This window comes from Nostoc sp. DedSLP03 (assembly GCF_034530815.1).
Lineage (GTDB): Bacteria > Cyanobacteriota > Cyanobacteriia > Cyanobacteriales > Nostocaceae > Nostoc.
Window position 1 is genome coordinate 1 of record NZ_JAVRCK010000012.1, and the last position, 17642, is coordinate 17642.

Here is a 17642-nt window from a genome sequence, read left to right on the forward strand (position 1 = left end):
TTTAGATCCTCTCTTGCGTAGCTGGTTGGTGGAGGATATTGGTCGGGGCGATCGCTTTCCCAAAGCGTAAATTATTTTTTATAGATCAATTCCTTTGCAGATGAATTTGACAGGTGTATCCAACGCCGAATCGTTTTATACACACTTTTGCTTACTTCTGTATCAATGTGAATAAGAAAAGCAGTCACTATATTATATAGAAAGAGCAAAATTTGCTATAACCACTCAAAAAAATCAGTTCCAGCCTAATGCTTCACTAATTTGCGCTGCTAGTTTCAAGGGACGGAAAGGCTTGGCAAAGACAGCAGCTACATCTAAGCCAGTAAACACCTCTTGAGCGGACTCCTGGACTTTGGCAGTTAGTAAAATTACGGGAATTGACTTAGTCACGGGGTTAGCCTTGAGTTGTTGCAGAGTGGCACGCCCATCCATATCAGGCATCATCATATCTAGTAAAATTACATCAAGCTTAGAGTTGGCTGCTACATTCAACGCTTCCCAACCAGAACAAGCAGTCAACACGTTCCAACCAGCAGCCATTTCTAATCCCAATTTAGCGATCGCCTGCACATCTTCTTCATCATCAACAATCAAGATATTTCTGCTCATATTGTCACTCTCGCATGATATGTGATGCTGATTAGCTTGATTAGTCTTCGGCTATTTTAGAATGCAATCGGGTAGAAGTAGGGGAGATTTGGGTAATTAAAGGCTGCTATTGACAGTCTACTAAAGGTAACAGCACATAAAAGGTGCTACCTTTGCCTAAAATGCTCTGAACCCAGATTTTACCATTATGTTGCTGTATGATATCTCGGCAAATAGCAAGTCCTAAACCTGTTCCTCCTTTGTTGCGGGAGTCAGATGCATCTACCTGCTGAAAACGCTCGAAGATGATTTGTAATTTATCTTCAGGAATTCCTCGCCCTTCATCTTGGATCGTAATTAAAAGAAAGTTGGATGATGAAGGCTGATTTTCTTCAGATTCAACACTTTTAGATTCTGAGAGAGTGGTACTTATCCACACAGTGTCACCTGGTTCAGAAAACTTAATCGCGTTGCTCAGTAAATTGGTGAGGGTTTGCAAGAGGCGATCGGGATCTGCCCAAAGTTCTGCTGCTACGGGATTTATAATTAGTCGAACTTGTAATTTATCTGCCATTGCTTGCATTGCTTCCGTTGCCGTAATTAGCAAGTCTGCGGCGTTGCACTTCGCCTTCCGTGTCAAGATTTTGCCCGATTTCATTCGCTCTAAATCGAGAATATCGTTGACTAAACGAATCAAGCGTTCAGTATTAGTTGTGGCAATGCTGAGGACTTTTTGTCCCTGTTCGGTTAGAGTTCCCAGTTGTCCTGAACTCAATAAATCTAATGCCCCCATTGTGGAAGTTAAAGGTGTACGCAACTCATGACTAACTAAAGAGATAAATTCGTTTTCTAGGCGTTTACGTTCGGTGATGTCATTGGCAATTAATAAAGCACATTGCACTCCACCTAAGTCAATTAATTCGAGAGATATCAGTATGGTTTTGAGTTCTCCAGACTTTGTAGAAAATTCAAATTCTAGATTGTATAGCGAACCAGTTTCCGGCAGAAGTTGAATTGTTTGAACGATCGCGACTGTGTTTTTACCTAAATTAAGTTTGGTAGCAGTATCTTCAATTACTTCTTCTAAAGAATAGCCGCTCATCTTCAAGAAGCTGGGATTGACATCAATAAAACGAGCTTCCGAAACTGTGGCGATCGCAATTGGATTGGGACTAGAGCGAAAAACCTTAGCAAACTTCTCCTCTGCTTTGGCGCGTTCAGTAATTTCCTGCTGCAACCGCTCATTTTGGGCTTGGAGTTGTCGTTGCAGTTTCCAAATGGTCAAGTGATTTTCAATTCGTGCTAAAACCTCTTCTAGTTGAAAAGGCTTAGTGATGTAGTCCACCCCACCAGCTGTAAAAGCTTTCACCTTATCTAGCACATCACCCAAAGCGCTGATAAAAATTACTGGAATTTCGCGGGTGCGATCGCTTGCCTTCAGATGTTGGCAGACTTCATAGCCATTCATCTCAGGCATATTCACATCCAGCAAAATTAGGTCGGGAGGAACTGCATTTGCTCCGCGTAAACCCGTAGAACCTTTAGTTACACTCCTAACTTTATATCCCTGTTCCGTCAACATGGCAGATAAGAGATTCAGGTTTTCTGGCGTGTCATCAATCACCAGTATGTCTGCTTTAGGGAAGTTGGGTGACTCTTTAGGCATAGAAATATCGACTTTAGCCACAATAGGCTACTAATTGTTTCTAGAGATTTTAACCTTAGTTCAATATCTTAATAATCAGTTACAAAAAAAATAGCAATTATCCATTTATCTACCCTAGTTCTCCCCGATTAATTTCTAATGTTAAAAACATCAAATCAAGTTTGGAAATCACTTACTAAATTACACAACAAGGAATAACTTGTATGCAAAGTGCAACCGTGCGGAAACCAACTATTATTGCATCAGGAGAAGGGAATCAATTTTCAGTTATTGGTGCACAGTTCACAACAAAAGTAACCGGAGAAGAGACAAACCAAGCGTGGACAATTTATGAAATTACAGATACAGAAGAAAATGGTCCACCACTTCATACTCATCCTTGGGAAGAGGCGTTTTATATTCTAGAAGGTGAACTAGACATCCAAATTGGTACAGAAACAATTTTGGCATCACCAGGCTTTTTCGTTAACATTCCTCACAATGCAGCACACGGCTTTAAGATTCGTTCTGCTACTGCGAAATTCCTGGTTTTAATTTCGCCGAAGGGTGCGAAAAACTTTTATGAAGAAATGGGTCAAGTAGCAGATAGTCCATCGCTAAATATGGAAAAAGTACAGCCTGTTTTGAACAAATATGGATTGCAGTTTATTGCATGAAGTTTTCGTTTGGATGGATTTGGATGCACATTTGTGTACCCCTATTCACAAAGGCGATATAGAAACATGCAGAGTTCGGGTTGGAAATTGTTTTCGTTGATAAATAAATCTATTTCTACAAAAATGCTATGCACTCAATAACCAATAGGCTATTCTATTCCATGCCAAAAACTGTCTGCTTTTTCGCTGCCAGTGCCCTAAGTTTGGGTTTCACCGCTAGCCTTGCTTTTTATCCAAGCGCGAGTCAGGCGGGTAATAATACTGGAGTGCCTGCTGAACTCCAGGGCGAGTGGCGGTATGGCCGGATTTCGTCCATTCAATACCAAGACAGTTACACAGGGCAGTCCGCAGCCCCAAACGGCTCTAGCGACCAATTCCAACTTGCATCTAATGGAAGTTACAAGCGAAATAGACTGATTCAAATCAACACCTACAACTGTGCGTCTAACCTCTTCATAGAGGAAAAAGGCAAAGTTAAGATTGAGGCTCAACGCCTGACTTTTCAACCCAGCGACAGCACATCTAAAGGGCAAATCTGCAATAGCGGGCGCACCTACTCCAGCCGCAACACAGCAAAGCCTGAGACTTACCAGTGGTCGATTGAGACGAATGATTATGGACAGCAAGTTTTAGTACTTGAGACTGCCGATGGTAAAGGTCGCGCTCATTATGGACGACCTCAATAAACTAATGAGCATTCAATTTGCATAGAACCCAATACGCTGAGGTTAAGAATTTTTTCTCTCTCCTGCTTCCCCTAGTTTTACCCGATTGTTTTCTAATCTACAAGATATCGAACGAGGTTATTCTATGATTCACCATATTTCAATTGCTGTTAGAAACCCTAGTCATGTTGCTCAAGTTCTGGGGGAAATCTTAAAAGCGCAAGCTGTTCCCTTTCCTCCTAATCCTGGAAGTTATATGGTTCTACCTTTTGATGAATACGGTACAGGTATTGAACTTTATCCTTTAGGTTCTCAAATAGAACCTGGTGAAGGTGATGAACAATGCGTATTTGTACATACTGCTATTACTTCCAGGTATACAGATATTCATGCAGCTATCTCTGTACCAATTAGTCAGCAAGAAATTGAAAAAATTGGTGTTCGTGAAGGTTGGCGTGTAGTGCGCTGTAACCGCGATTCTTTCTTTGATGTGATTGAGTTTTGGGTGGAAAACAGGTTAATGATTGAATTGCTAACACCAGAAATGGCATCTCAATATTTGAAGTTTGCCACCCAGCAAGAAAATCTGAAATATTTTTTGGCAGAACCAGCTTTAGCTACAAATTAATAAACATTTATTGCAATCCTATTTTATTTGTAAGAATTGCAAACCGTAGAACCCCAACTTGTTTGATAAGTTGGGATTCTGCTTTTATTTGCACCTACCTTGCGGTAAGCTTCTTTGCGACTATGACCAAGCCAAAACTCTACTTTTTCACCGCCGGATAGTTAGTTAGTTAATCTTATACTGTTAGAATAAAATTCTTTTAAGGATATTAAACTAGCGGCATTGTAGATAATTGATATGATACAGAAATATCATTACTTATTTTGTAACAGCCAATCTACTAATTCCTGGTAAGCGCCACATAGATACTTTTTGAGAGCATCACGCTCATGCCAACCAACTGGGTTGGTTGGATCTAAAATTTTATGCAGCCGAGTATGAGCTTCTGTACTTGATGATCTTAATTTATGACACTTGAGTAATGCGGTAGCGAATATACTAAGTTTTTTTTCTTGAAGTTGAGTATGGATATATTCCATTCTATCTGGCAGAGCCATTTTTAGAACATCTTCCCTACTAGGTTTCAATTTTAGTTTGTCTACAATTATGGGATAAAGTAATTCTTCATGAAACAAATCTAACTGAGACACATATCGCGAAGGATTAGGAAGGTATGATTTATCTGATTGCCATAGAAATTTGGTTGCACGTTTATATTCTGATCCAAGTAAAGCATGAAAGTCTACTGGCTCAGAAAACTTAACTCTGTAGAATTTTGTGAAAGTGTGCCGTATGTAGCATGATTGAAGATGAGGCAGAGAGTTATCATACCCTCTAGCAGAATTTATAGAGTACTCACTAAGTTGTTGTGTTTCATTAAGACCCAATTTCTCCATTGTTAGACGTAAAGTTTGAGATGCTTTGGGGAGGTATTTAATTTCTGGATATGAAGCTTCAAAAGTTCTCCCCATCAAAGTTTGTCTGAGTAGTTCAAGGTTGTAGTCACGATTGGCAGCAAATACTTTTAGGCCAATCCAGTCTCGTGAATCAGAGCGATCAAAGTAGCGAACACGCTCCCAAGCAAGTTTGAGATTATCAAGGCTTATAAAGCTATCATATATTGAAGTACTAGTGTTCATTTGTAACAATAATTACTTGTAGACCGTTTCAATTATGTTGCACTACATACATAATACAACTAATTACACACTGATTAAAGTGAAGCCCAAAGTAAAGTCTTCAATGATCTAGATGAGATGCGTTAATTTTCAATAACACACCTCACCGCCCTACTACTTCTTCATCGCTGGATACTGTTTCAACACCTGCTTTAAATATTGTCCAGTATAAGACCTGGGATTTTTTGCTACTTCCTCTGGTGTACCCACAGCAATTAATTCTCCGCCTTTGTCGCCACCTTCTGGCCCCAAATCTATCACCCAGTCTGAACAGCGAATTACATCTAAGTTGTGTTCAATTACTAATATTGAATTGCCTTTATCTACCAATCGTTGCAACACATCTAACAATTTGTGGACATCGTAAAAAGATAACCCTGTTGTCGGTTCATCGATTAAATAAAGCGTCTTACCTGTGGCGCGTCGAGATAGTTCTGTTGCCAATTTCACTCGTTGCGCTTCACCACCAGATAAGGTAGTCGCAGGTTGTCCTAGTTGGACATAACCCAACCCGACATCAAATAAAGTTTGCAAACGCGCGATCGCTTTGGGTATATTCTGGAAAAAGTCTAAACTCTCCTCAACTGTCATTCTCAGAACATCAGAAATTGACTTATCTTTATACTTCACTTGCAAAGTTTCGCGGTTGTATCTTGCACCCTTACAAATTTCGCATTGCACGTAAACATCAGGGAGAAAGTTCATTTCAATCACATTCACACCCTGTCCGCTACAAGCTTCGCAACGTCCACCTTTAACGTTGAAGGAAAATTGTCCGGGTTTGTAACCCCTAGCTTTGGCTTCTACTGTTTGGGAAAATACATCCCGAATGGCATCGAAAATTCCTGTGTAAGTTGCAGGGTTGGAACGTGGTGTGCGTCCAATGGGAGATTGATCGATAACGATCGCTTTATCAATTGCGTTTAATCCCTGAATTTTATCTAAATGCTTGGGTAAGGGAACTTTCTTAGTTAAATGGTGTTGCAGAGATGGGTACAGTAATTCGTTAATCAGAGTAGATTTGCCAGAACCAGACACACCAGTGATGGAGACGAGTTTACCTAATGGAATGTCTACATCGATATTTCTTAAATTGTTGCGATGGGCATTTTTAATTCCCAAACTGCGCCCATTTCCTTCTCGGCGTTCTGCTGGTGTGGTAATTACTCGTCTTCCTGATAAATATGCACCCGTCAAAGAATCTTCTGCTGCTAATAACGCCTGAAAATCACCTTGGGCGATAATATTTCCGCCGTGAATTCCTGCACCAGGGCCGATATCAACTATATAGTTAGCTGCACGAATTGTTTCTTCATCGTGTTCAACGACAATTAATGTATTACCCAAATCACGCAATTTAGTTAAGGTTTTCAGCAATCTGCCATTATCTCGTTGATGCAAACCAATACTCGGTTCATCTAAAACGTAGAGAACTCCTGTTAAACCAGAACCAATCTGTGTTGCTAGACGAATTCGTTGGGCTTCGCCACCGGAAAGGGTCATGGCGGGACGGTCAAGGGTGAGATAATCTAAACCGACATCCAACAAAAATTGCAATCTGGCCTTGATTTCTCTCAAAACTAAATCAGCAATTTGTAACTGGCGATCGCTCAACTTAAATTGCTCAATTCTCTCTCGACAATCTCGAATTGACACGGTAGTTAATTCTAAAATTCCATATTGTCCCAACTTCACCGCCAAGGCTTCCGGTTTTAACCGTTTTCCTAGACAAACTTCACACGGCTGATCGATTAAATACTGCTCTAATTTTTGTTTAATTAATTCAGAACCACCCTCATACTGCCGTTGCAAAATTGGAATAGCACCTTTAAAACTCTGCTTTCTCTTTGCCTCTGCGGCTCGTTCATCTTTTTCTCCATACAGAAGAATTTGCTGCTGTTCTTCTGTCAGCTTGCCCCAATTTGTCTGTAACTCAAATCCATAAATCTGCCCCACGCTATAGAGTAATTCCAAGTAATAAGAATTATCTTTTTCTGACCAAGGCGCGATCGCAGCGTAAACTGGCGCTTCCCAGTCAGGTACAATCAAGTCTGGCGCAAATCTTCTTAAAGTGCCGATGCCATGACAGTGCGGACAAGCACCATAAGGTGAGTTAAAGGAGAACAATCGCGGTGATAGTTCCTCCATTACCGCGCCATGTTCTGGACAAGCAAAGTTTTCTGAAAATACTAATTCTTCTTCTTTTTCTTGTCCATCGTCACCAAGCAAACTCACCAGAATGGCTGCAATCCCACCCGATTGCTTGAGACACGTAGATAGAGAATCAACCAAACGCTCTTGGATACCATCTTTTTTCACCAAGCGGTCAATTACCACTTCGATGGTGTGGGTAAAATTTTTATCCAATTCAATGGAATCTGACAGTTCGCGGATCTCGCCATTGATCCGCACGCGAACAAAACCTTGGGATGCCAGACTTGACAAAAGCTTACGATGTGTGCCTTTTTTTCCCCGGACGACGGGTGCAAGAATTTGGAAGCGGGTGCGGTCTGGTAGTTCCATAATGCGATCGCACATCTCATCGATTGTCTGGGGTGCAATACAGCGATCGCATATCGGACAATGGGGTTCGCCAGCCCGACCAAACAACAGCCGCAAATAGTCGTAAATCTCTGTCACCGTACCGACTGTGGAACGGGGGTTATGAGACGTTGACTTTTGATCAATAGAAATTGCTGGACTTAAGCCTTCAATCGCTTCCACATCCGGCTTATCTAGTTGTCCGAGAAATTGCCGTGCGTAGGCGCTGAGGGATTCCACATAGCGACGTTGCCCTTCAGCGAAAATGGTATCAAATGCTAGGGAAGACTTACCAGAACCAGAAACGCCAGTGAATACGATTAGGCGATCGCGCGGCAATTCCAAGTCAATATTTTTCAGATTATGCTGCCTAGCACCCCGAATCCGAATGGTATTCTGGCTGTTGTGGCTGGGGTACGGAAGATGTCCATTCAAGGATGCTGCTAGCTGTTGGTCTGACATATTGGCGGCGAAGAAGGAGTTTCTTATGAAACAGTCCTTAATAATACTATCTTTAATCGGTTTATTGTAGAACAATAGTACTGTTTTAGTTAGTTATCATTCCAGATTCATGGCGCAGACATCCTTAAGAGTCTGCTAATTTGGAAGCATCCCGATTAAATATTCTTCTGAGGGCGAAGCTATGGTATCGCAAATCCAACCGCCGACCCAGCCAGAGGTCATCTACCCAGATAGTGACGGACAACCAGTGGCTAATAATACCATACAGTTTGGCTGGATTGTAGAAATTAAGCAGAATATCGAGTGGCTATTCGCTGACGATCCAAATGTTTTTGTCGCCGGAGATTTGTTTTGGTATCCAGTAGAGGGACGTAACAAAATTGTTAACGCCCCAGATGTGATGGTGGTATTGGGTAGACCAAAAGGCGATCGCTTGTGCTACCAACAATGGAAAGAAGAGGGAGTTGCACCGCAAGTTGTGTTTGAAATTCTTTCTCCCAGCAACACCCAAACTGAAATGGACAAGAAATTACTTTTCTACGATCGCTATGGCGTGGAAGAGTACTACATTTACGATCCCGATCGAAATAATTTGCATGGATGGTTGCGTAACGAAGATGGATTAGATGTCATCCCTCTAATGGAAGATTGGGTGAGTCCTCAGTTAAAAATTCGCTTTACTCCATCACCAGAGGGTTTGCAGCTATATCGCCCTGATGGAGAAAGGTTTTTAACTTATACAGAAATTTCTCGCAACGCCGAACAAGAACGACAACGGGCTGAACTTGCAGAACAAGCCAGAAGAGATGCCATACCCCGATTGTTGCAAATGAATTTGAGCATCGAACAGATTGCCCAAGCTTTGGGATTGTCAGTGGAAGAAGTGCGAACCTTTGCTCAGGAGTAACGCCGTGTGCAATTTTTTAATCGGGCTATTAGAAATTGAAGTTGTACTTGAAATATTCTGATTATGCTAGCCAACGCAGCCACTCATAATGTCACCTGGGAAAAGTTACCTGATGATTTTGTTTTAGACAACGAGCCAGTGGATAGCATTAATCAGCCACTCTTAGCTGCTGCTTTAACAGAAAGCTTGGAATTTGCTGGCAGATTACCCACCGATGCTTTAACCATTACTAACTATGGGATCTGCGCCACCTTGAATAATCGATTTGTGGTCAAAGCACCAGATTGGGGATATGTACCATCTATTCGAGTCTTACGAGAAAAAGTGAAGCGCAGTTATACGCCACGACTCCAAGGTGATATTCCCGTAATTGTGATGGAATTTCTCTCAGATACCGAAGGTGGAGAGTATTCCAGTAAACCGACCTATCCCCCTGGTAAATGGTTTTATTATGAGCAGATTTTACAAGTGCCAAACTATGCCATTTTTGAACCAGATGGCGGAGTGTTAGAAGTTTATCGGCAAGATGATTTCGGACATTATGAATTGCAAACACCTGATGCAAATAATCGTCACTGGATTGCCGAAATGAACTTGTTTATAGGTGTATGGCAAGGAAGCCGAGAAAATCGCACAGGCTATTGGTTGCGTTGGTGGGATGACAAGGGCGAACTATTACTGTGGGGTTTGGAGTTAGCAGCAAAAGAACGCCAGCGTGCAGAGAGATTAGCTGCTCAGTTAAAAGCGCTGGGAGTGGAACCAGAGGTTTAACTCGGAAGTTCGACCTTTTTACTCGGCCATTCTTGTTTGGAACTCGGAAGTTCCACCTTTTTGCTCGGCCATTCTTGTTTGGAACTCGAAACTTCGACCTTGCATTTTTTAAATCTTTCTGTGCGTTATTTGTTTCTGCCTTAGCTGATTGTGCTACTGCAATAGCATTCTTGGATACCTCAAGACTTTTTTGAGTAATTATAAATAATGCTACCGCCCCCACTAGAGCAAAACCTAACACCACAGAACCAATACGAATTCGTTGATTAGCTTTGTGGTTCGCCTCTGCTAAAACTTGCTTTGCTTGTTCCTCTGCCTTCAGTCGTTTCTGCACATCACGCTTTTCTAACTCTTGGCTAGCAGCTAAAAACCGATAGTCCAAGTCACTCAAACTTTTACCTACTGCCCATTCTTGGGCATCTTGCAAAGTCTGTCCCCGCAACAAGCGCGACTCATCTTGACGTTCCGACTCAACCCAGGCATTTAATGCAGCCGAGTAAGGACGCAACTTTGCCAAGATTTTTTCAGCCCACTCCTGTTTAAACACCTCTGCATAAATCCGGTTATAAATTCGCAGCTTCCCCTCCCGCTTTACCACCAAACCCGTCAGCCGCAGTTCCGTTTGTTCAGGACTATCATCAGTTGCTATCTCTCCCTGCTGCAAAATCTGTTGATACAACCCCAACAATCGCCCAGTCCTCTGTTCTCCACTCTGCAAAATTCTGTCTCGAATCGTCTTCAAATGCTCCGGCTCATCTTGCGTCTCCCAATTCTCAATAATTCCCTCGCATACCAACTCTTCCACCCAATCCCCAATCTCTAGTCCCCAGTTTCTAGTCTCCAATCCTCCCTGCACCAGCAACTTACAAACTTTTTGCGTCAAAAACGGCTGTCCTCCCGTCCAGTCCAGCACCACCTGCATCAACTCTTGAGAATCACCCACTTCTGCTAATCCCTGTGCCAAGGGTTGTGCCTCTCGGAGTTGAAAGCCAGTTAAATCAATTGCCTGTCCAATATTAAAAGGTGTCCGGCGTTTGTCTTGAATCAAATCTGAAGGCGTAGACACGCCAATCAAAGCAAAGGTGAGGCGATTATATTCAGGATGGTCTGCTCGTCGGTTGTAGCAATCGCGGATAACGGCAAAAAAGTCATCCAAGTTGAATGAAAGACTCAGAATGCTGTCAATTTCATCAATAAAAATAACTATCTTTTCAGTAATTGTTTTTAGTAAAATTGTTTCAATAAACTTGCTCAAATGCTGCACTGGTGAAAGCAAACCGTTATTAGTCCACCAAGTATCTAAATCAAAAGTTGGATAAATATTAAAACTTCCCACCAGAGTATCAATCACCCCGGCATACCACTGTTCTAGGGTAATATCTGCTGTCCCAATCGCTGTAAAATCAACAACAGCACAAGCAAATCCTTCTGTTTGCAACTGTTGCATTACCCGCACCCGCAAGCTAGATTTCCCCATCTGCCGGGAATTGAGTACATAACAAAAATCCCCAGCCTTCAAGCCTTCATAGAGGTCATGGTCAGCTTGCCGTCTGACATAAGTTGGTGCATTTTGAGGCAGACTACCACCGACTTGATATTGGTACTGGGTCACGTCGCTTTGCTCCGAATTCAAAATTCAAAATTCAAAATTCAAAATTATGAAATACAGCTAGTTTGGTGGGGTGCATTAGCACAGAGAGTGCAGCACCGAAAGTATTGAGATGGTAAGTTATGTCCTTGGCTAACGTACTCTACAAGATTACGAATTACGAATTAAATCAGCTAGACGTTTTAACACTTTTACCACAGTATCTAGGTCATCTCCACGATTGAGCGACAGTGTGTAAGATAATTCATATTTTGGTGTACCCTGTTTCATCAACTTAATAAATTGAAATTCTCGACCATTGGTTACAAAACCAAATGTAGGTTTATCATTACCAGGATTAGCCAACATATAAGCTAATGCTTGAGAAATTGCTACCTCCAAAGAATATTCTGCTCGTTTCGCCTCAATAATGAGAACCCAAAATGGAGGATGAAACACCAAGATATCAATACGTCCTCTAATAATTTTGCCTTCGTCTTCAGAAGAAATTCTTACCTCTTCTTCTGACGCAATATAAAAAGGCGGTTGATAAAAACCTGCTAGATGCAATAGTGGAGATAGCACCACCATTTTGACTACAGGTTCTAAAATAGAATATTTCGATAGATGCAAATATTCTGCCTTGACTTCGTTGAGAGATTGCTTTTCTAAGTCACTCAACTTAGGTAAATCTTGCTGCCACTCTAAAAAAAACTGTTCATTGTCTGCACGTTGTAGCCCAAATTGATCTATGAGTTGGGCTAAGGTTATATCTCTTCCTTGAATAACTTGAACCATTTTTGATCCTTTTTGTTAAATGGTAATTGCAAATAAAAGTCTTATTGCACTCCTAATGTACTTTTTTAATTTTTCTACCCCAAGCGATGCCCAAAATATTGTTTATACAAATCACACAAAGGCACTACTTGATTGCCTTGAAACTTAACTAACCCCATACTGCGGAGTTTAAAGGCTTCAGTTGTGTCTACATTCACGGCTCGATTTGCCATCATCACTTGTTTAACCGCAGCTAGCAAGCAATTCTGCATCCTCTTGCAAATTCAGCCAATGGCGGCGTAAATGGTCACTGTAAGGACCTTCCTCGGTTGCCGCGATTTTTTGCAGATTTTCCAGCGTTATCCGACCACGGGCAATTTCATAAAGCGCTACCCGCACTAAATAAGGATGACCACCCACGAGTGTCATTAATTCTTCAATTTGTGAGTTAGACCAATTGAGGCTGTGAAGCTGTACCAAGTGTTGTACTTGTGTTTGATTTAAGTCTAGTAACTCAATGGGTAAACCGACATTAAAAGGTGACTGATTAATATTGAGCGGGATATAAACTTCCTTAGAATGCACAATCACCAACCGGAGATTTTTCCAAACTGTTTCATTCTTTGACCGCTCATGCCAAGCTCGTAGCAATCCAAAAAAATCAGCCGCAATTATGGGATGCTTAAAGACTTCATCGACTTCATCCAAACTCAAAGCTATGGGGCTATTAATGGCTGGTAATAAATATCGTTGAAAGTAATTTGTACATTTATTCTTGCTACCTAAAACACCCTTCCAATACTCATCTAATTTATCGGGTAGATTCAATTCGTAGGTAATGCTGGCACAGAACCACTGCAAAAACCGATCTAAATTAGCGAGAAATTCTGCATCGGCTGACTGGAAATTTACAGGTGCTATCTGATAGCCATGTTGACTAGCATGATGGAGAACCCTTGACATGAGGGAAGTTTTGCCCATCTGCCGGGGAGCTTTGATGCGAATTAAGGCCCCTGGTTGAAGAATCGCTTCATAACAGTCTACCTCAATAGGCGATCGCTCCACATAGAAAGTAGAGTTTAGAGATACCTGCCCTTCTGGATTTTCTAAGGAGACTGCTGTTTTTATCTCGGTATCTGGAATAATTTCGTTAGCAGAGATAGCACCTTGGGAATTGTTCCGACTTTTCAGCACTGGGGTGGAAGATTCTGGAATACTTTCTAAATCAATCGCGCTACAGCCAAATTCATAAGCATCCTCATAAGACCTATCAGCACCCAGTGCATCATAAAAGCCTACCGCAAATTTAATTGCCGCCCTGTCCCCAATTGCCCGATTCATCCCAACCACACAGTTAATGTGTTGGTAAATAGCCTCAGCTTGCACCTCGCTATAACAAGCATTTAATAATATACACTCAACTTTGTCTTGAAATAACTTAAATAACCTTGCCAGTGACTCTGTACTCACCAGCTGCATTTGCCCTGTATTATTTTCCAAGGCTAAACCTTGATTTCCTCCCCCATGTCCTGAAAAATGGATAATATGAGGATTATGATCTAAAAGCGCCCGCCGCAAATCATCAGGACGCACTGCCCATTTTGTAATCAGTTCAAATTTATCTCGGCTGCGAGAGCGTTGCAACCCTTCCTGAATTTCCCTTACTTCCTCGTCCAAGCGGAGTTTGTCTGTCGTTGTGGGATTAGCTGACACAATCAGGATTTTTTTCACAGCGCTATCAACTATTGAATGCAGGCTTCTGGCTTAGATGTAGTTTACTACAGCAGATAACTACACAATTACTGATAGTGCATTACCGTTAACGAGTATTTGAACTAGATTCATCCACCTTTTATCTCCGTTAACGAGTATTTGAACTGGATGAATCCACCTTTTATCTCCGTTAACGAGTGTTTGAACTGGATGAATCCACCTTTTTACTCCGTTAACGAGTATTTGAACTGGATGAATCCACCTTTTATCTCCGTTAACGAGTGTTTGAACTGGATGAATCCACCTTTTATCTCCGTTAACAAGTGTTTGAACTGGATGAATCCACCTTTTATCTCCGTTAACGAGTATTGGATACTCATGCAAATTGCAGCAATTTTCACAAGCATGGAATACACATAATTTTAGGGGCACAATATATTGTGCCCCTAAGCGTGTAGTTTATTCAATTGAAAACCGCTGTAATCCTTAGCCAGATGCAACCTAATTAATCTTAATCTCCGATTTTTTATTGGCAACCTGAGCTTAAATCAAAACTTTGACATTCTCTAGCTTCCGACAATTGCCTAACCGTATTACCAGGCTGATAACTTATTAAAGTTCCTGCAACCGCAGCTAGTGTAACAACAGTAGCTAGTCCCAACAAAGTGGCTCGTTTTCTAGGTTTGATTGTACTGATGAAATTATCTAACCCAGTCGCACTATCAACAACCTCAATTGACCCAAGTGCTTTAAAAGCAATAGCCGCATTAGCATAGCGACGTTTTCGGTTACGTTCCACCATTTTGATTAACCACCACCGGAAACGCGGACTGATTTGAGGAACTAATTGCTGGAAATTAAAGCGATAGTTATCATCAATTAATTTGCTAATCTCAACAGAACGGGTATTAGTAAGTAAGCAAATTAGTGTTGCTCCTAAACTATATAAATCTGATGCTTCTGTCAGAAAATGACCAAACTGTTCTTCTGGTGGCATAAAGCCTGGAGTTCCAGCGATAAAGCTGCTCAGAGCTACTTTTGTACCCTGTATTCTAGCCATGCTTGAGCTAAAACATATCGGCAGAAAGGTGAAATTATTATTACCCTTGCGCTAGCCAATCGACAATCTGGGCATTGACAACATCTGGAACTTCATCGTGAGGACAATGACCGGCATTGGGAATGGGAACAATTTTGATATCTTTGCCATTCTCCCGTGCCTTTTCGTAAATCTTGGCCCCGGTAATTGGTGTCCAGGGGTCGTCAGCACCCCAAATTACTAATAAAGGACGTTCTACTTTGGGCAAAAGTTCCTCTGGGCTTGGGCCAGGAGGGGCTGTGAGAATAGATGCGAAGACTTGTTGCGCTCCTGGGTCGCAAGAGGGAGTATAAAGTAAATTAACTAATTCATCAGTGACAGCTTCACGGTTCCGGTAAACTTGGTAAAGGGTGCGGCGAATTTGGGCTTTTTGGCGGATGCGGTTATAGACAAATTTACCTGTAATTGGCGATCGCACAAACCGATTAAAAGTTGACATCACCATCCGTAGCGGCGGGTTCAGTTCGTGGGGACGATGGCTTAAACCACCCGCAGAGTTAATTAAAATACCACCAGCAGCAATTTCTGGATGTTCTACCAGTACTATTAAGCTCAAAAGTGCGCCGATAGAGTTGCCAATAAATACAGCCGGTTCCTGGATGTGTGCTGTGCAGAAATCTTTCAGCAGTTCCACCCAAACTTCTACACTGTAATCAATGGGCGCTTTATCGGAACCACCAAAACCCAAAAGGTCTATGGCAAATACTTGGTAGCCAGCATCAGCTAAAACCGGGATATTTTTGCGCCAGTGTCCAATGGAAGCGCCAAAGCCGTGAACCAGAACCAAAGGGCGTCCTGTACCCATAACAGTGTACTGAATTTTGTAACCCTGCCAATTCCAAATGAATTTTTCAAAGGCGTCTTGAGTTGGAAGTTGTTGTGTAGTTACAGTCATTAATAAGATTCATAAAGTGTTTCTTCAAATATAGTATCTCTGACCAAAATCTGAGTGCTGATTAGATGTTAAGTAGGTGGGTGCAAATAAAGATAACTAGTGAAGATTGTCATTTGTCATTTGTCCTTAGTCATTTGTAAGGATTTTAGATTTATTTACATTTCGTAACCTAGTTAGGTTTTTTATCACTGACTGACTTACTTAGTTTCATTTACCCTGATTAATTGCGTCTCTAGCTTGCTCAACTGTAAAACTAATTTCCTGACCATAGGAAATTTCTAGTGTATGACCATCTGGGTCTCGAAGATAAGCCCAGTAACCAACTGGATGACCCCAGTCATTTGGCCCAGCCAGCAGTATTCCCTGATTTCGTGCCTCATTGCAGAGGCGATCGATTTCCTCGCGATTCTGATAAGCTACCCCAAGATGGGATTGTGGTAAGAGTGCGCCTTCTACTTTAGGTACTTTAATTAAGACAATTACAAAAGGTCTAGTCAAGTCACTAATCCAAGCAACATCTGATTGAGTTGCTCGATCGATGCGATGATGCACGACTGTCATCTGGGCATACTTTGCATAAAATGAGATACTTGCATCAACATTACTAACTGCAAGTGCAATGTGAGTAAAACCAAGATCGGACATTAAAATAACTCCGTATATAGACGTTGACCGGACGAATGTAGGTATTGGACTGAGTGCTTACTAAGCAAGCTGACACGAATGATAATGAAGATAGGCGTTATCTTCACAAAATTTATGTTTTTAACTTGGTTCGACAGTAATTCTTGGCTTTTGGAAATCGGCGGTAAACGAATACTAATTGACCCTTGGCTGGTTGGTTCGTTGATTTTCAGCAATTTGGAATGGTTGTTTAAAGGTTCGCGATCGCAAAATCGCCCAATCCCAGATAATATTGATTTGATCCTGCTATCTCAGGGTTTAGAAGACCATGCTCACCCACCAACGCTCAAACTGTTAGATCGCAGCATCAAGGTTGTAGCTTCTCCCAATGCCGCTAAAGTAGTACAGCAGTTAGATTACACCCAAATAACAGTATTGGCTCATGGTGAAACTTTCACTTTAAATAATCAAGTAGAAATCAAGGCTTTCCCTGGCTCTCCAATTGGCCCGACTTTGGTAGAAAATAGTTATCTCCTCAAAGAATTGGAGAGTGGTTTAACTGTATACTATGAGCCTCACGGGTATCATTCCCCACAACTTCAGCAATCTGCACCTATTGATGTAGTGATTACGCCGTTTATTGACATGACGCTACCTTTGCTTGGGCCGATTATTAAAGGACAAAATAGTGCTTTAGAAGTCGTCAAATCATTACAGCCTCAAGTAATAATACCTACTGCTGCTGGTGGAGATGTGTCCTTTGAGGGCTTGCTGATGAAACTCATTCAAACTAAAGGAAGTGCTGAGGAATTTCGTTCGTTATTAGAAAAGAACAATCTTTCGACGCGGGTATTTGAGCCAAAACCAGGCGATCGCTTTGAACTACCATTAGAAAAACGAGCATTGGCAATTTAAATTCGAGGACAGATACTGCTTGCCATGTT

Annotated in this window: 15 protein-coding genes and 2 pseudogenes; 7 read left to right on the forward strand and 10 right to left on the reverse strand. The window is 41.6% G+C overall.

Translation table 11 applies throughout. The annotated features are described in order from the left end of the window. Positions 1-234: 234 nt before the first annotated feature. Positions 235-609 (reverse strand): response regulator, encoded by a 375-nt coding sequence (locus RM368_RS08030; RefSeq protein ID WP_322693593.1) that lies wholly within the window; start codon positions 607-609, stop codon positions 235-237. Positions 610-715: 106 nt separating this feature from the next. Further along, complete coding sequence (locus RM368_RS08035) at positions 716-2275, reverse strand: ATP-binding protein (protein ID WP_322693594.1); 1560 nt, start codon at positions 2273-2275, stop codon at positions 716-718. Between the two features lie 182 nt (positions 2276-2457). On the opposite strand from RM368_RS08035, the gene RM368_RS08040 reads away from it, so the two are divergent. The 3 genes from RM368_RS08040 to RM368_RS08050 all read left to right on the forward strand — a co-directional run bounded on the left by RM368_RS08040 (position 2458) and on the right by RM368_RS08050 (position 4203). Next, positions 2458-2910, forward strand: coding sequence for a cupin domain-containing protein (locus RM368_RS08040; RefSeq protein WP_322693595.1), 453 nt, complete (start codon positions 2458-2460; stop codon positions 2908-2910). A gap of 161 nt (positions 2911-3071) precedes the next feature. Next, positions 3072-3596 carry a hypothetical protein gene (locus RM368_RS08045; RefSeq protein ID WP_322693596.1) on the forward strand — a complete coding sequence of 175 codons (525 nt, stop codon included), beginning with the start codon at positions 3072-3074 and terminating at the stop codon, positions 3594-3596. Positions 3597-3720: 124 nt separating this feature from the next. Then, positions 3721-4203: a hypothetical protein gene (locus RM368_RS08050; protein WP_322693597.1), complete on the forward strand. Its 483-nt coding sequence runs from the start codon at positions 3721-3723 to the stop codon at positions 4201-4203. Positions 4204-4457: 254 nt separating this feature from the next. On the opposite strand, the gene RM368_RS08055 is transcribed toward RM368_RS08050, so the two are convergent. Then, positions 4458-5282, reverse strand: coding sequence for a hypothetical protein (locus RM368_RS08055; RefSeq protein WP_322693598.1), 825 nt, complete (start codon positions 5280-5282; stop codon positions 4458-4460). Positions 5283-5435: 153 nt separating this feature from the next. After that, positions 5436-8324, reverse strand: a complete 2889-nt coding sequence (uvrA, locus tag RM368_RS08060) for an excinuclease ABC subunit UvrA (RefSeq protein ID WP_322693599.1) — start codon at positions 8322-8324, stop codon at positions 5436-5438. A gap of 181 nt (positions 8325-8505) precedes the next feature. Here uvrA and RM368_RS08065 point away from each other — a divergent pair, with 181 nt between their 5' ends. Together RM368_RS08065 and RM368_RS08070 are read left to right on the forward strand one after the other, a co-directional pair. Further along, entirely contained in the window at positions 8506-9231 is a 726-nt protein-coding gene (locus RM368_RS08065; protein ID WP_322693600.1) for a Uma2 family endonuclease, read from the forward strand. 63 nt (positions 9232-9294) lie between these two features. Continuing rightward, positions 9295-10002 carry a Uma2 family endonuclease gene (locus RM368_RS08070; protein ID WP_322693601.1) on the forward strand — a complete coding sequence of 236 codons (708 nt, stop codon included), beginning with the start codon at positions 9295-9297 and terminating at the stop codon, positions 10000-10002. A 106-nt stretch (positions 10003-10108) separates the two neighbouring features. Here the strand turns inward: RM368_RS08070 and RM368_RS08075 are convergent. The 3 genes and pseudogenes from RM368_RS08075 to RM368_RS08085 form a co-directional block, all read right to left on the reverse strand. Further along, positions 10109-11614: pseudogene (locus tag RM368_RS08075) on the reverse strand (AAA-like domain-containing protein); the annotation flags it as partial. A 147-nt stretch (positions 11615-11761) separates the two neighbouring features. Beyond that, positions 11762-12388 carry a type I restriction endonuclease gene (locus RM368_RS08080; RefSeq protein WP_322693602.1) on the reverse strand — a complete coding sequence of 209 codons (627 nt, stop codon included), beginning with the start codon at positions 12386-12388 and terminating at the stop codon, positions 11762-11764. A gap of 74 nt (positions 12389-12462) precedes the next feature. Further along, a pseudogene (locus RM368_RS08085) lies at positions 12463-14098 on the reverse strand (AAA-like domain-containing protein). A 150-nt stretch (positions 14099-14248) separates the two neighbouring features. Between RM368_RS08085 and RM368_RS08090 the strand changes: the two are divergent. Continuing rightward, positions 14249-14500 carry a hypothetical protein gene (locus RM368_RS08090; RefSeq protein WP_322693603.1) on the forward strand — a complete coding sequence of 84 codons (252 nt, stop codon included), beginning with the start codon at positions 14249-14251 and terminating at the stop codon, positions 14498-14500. 106 nt (positions 14501-14606) lie between these two features. On the opposite strand, the gene RM368_RS08095 is transcribed toward RM368_RS08090, so the two are convergent. The 3 genes from RM368_RS08095 to RM368_RS08105 all read right to left on the reverse strand — a co-directional run bounded on the left by RM368_RS08095 (position 14607) and on the right by RM368_RS08105 (position 16719). Beyond that, entirely contained in the window at positions 14607-15140 is a 534-nt protein-coding gene (locus tag RM368_RS08095; protein WP_322693604.1) for a hypothetical protein, read from the reverse strand. A 40-nt stretch (positions 15141-15180) separates the two neighbouring features. Beyond that, on the reverse strand, positions 15181-16074 hold the full coding sequence (locus tag RM368_RS08100) for an alpha/beta fold hydrolase (protein WP_322693605.1): 894 nt from the start codon (positions 16072-16074) through the stop codon (positions 15181-15183). Between the two features lie 207 nt (positions 16075-16281). Then, positions 16282-16719 carry a VOC family protein gene (locus RM368_RS08105; RefSeq protein WP_322693606.1) on the reverse strand — a complete coding sequence of 146 codons (438 nt, stop codon included), beginning with the start codon at positions 16717-16719 and terminating at the stop codon, positions 16282-16284. A gap of 114 nt (positions 16720-16833) precedes the next feature. On the opposite strand from RM368_RS08105, the gene RM368_RS08110 reads away from it, so the two are divergent. Next, entirely contained in the window at positions 16834-17613 is a 780-nt protein-coding gene (locus tag RM368_RS08110; protein ID WP_322693607.1) for an MBL fold metallo-hydrolase, read from the forward strand. Positions 17614-17642 lie beyond the last annotated feature (29 nt).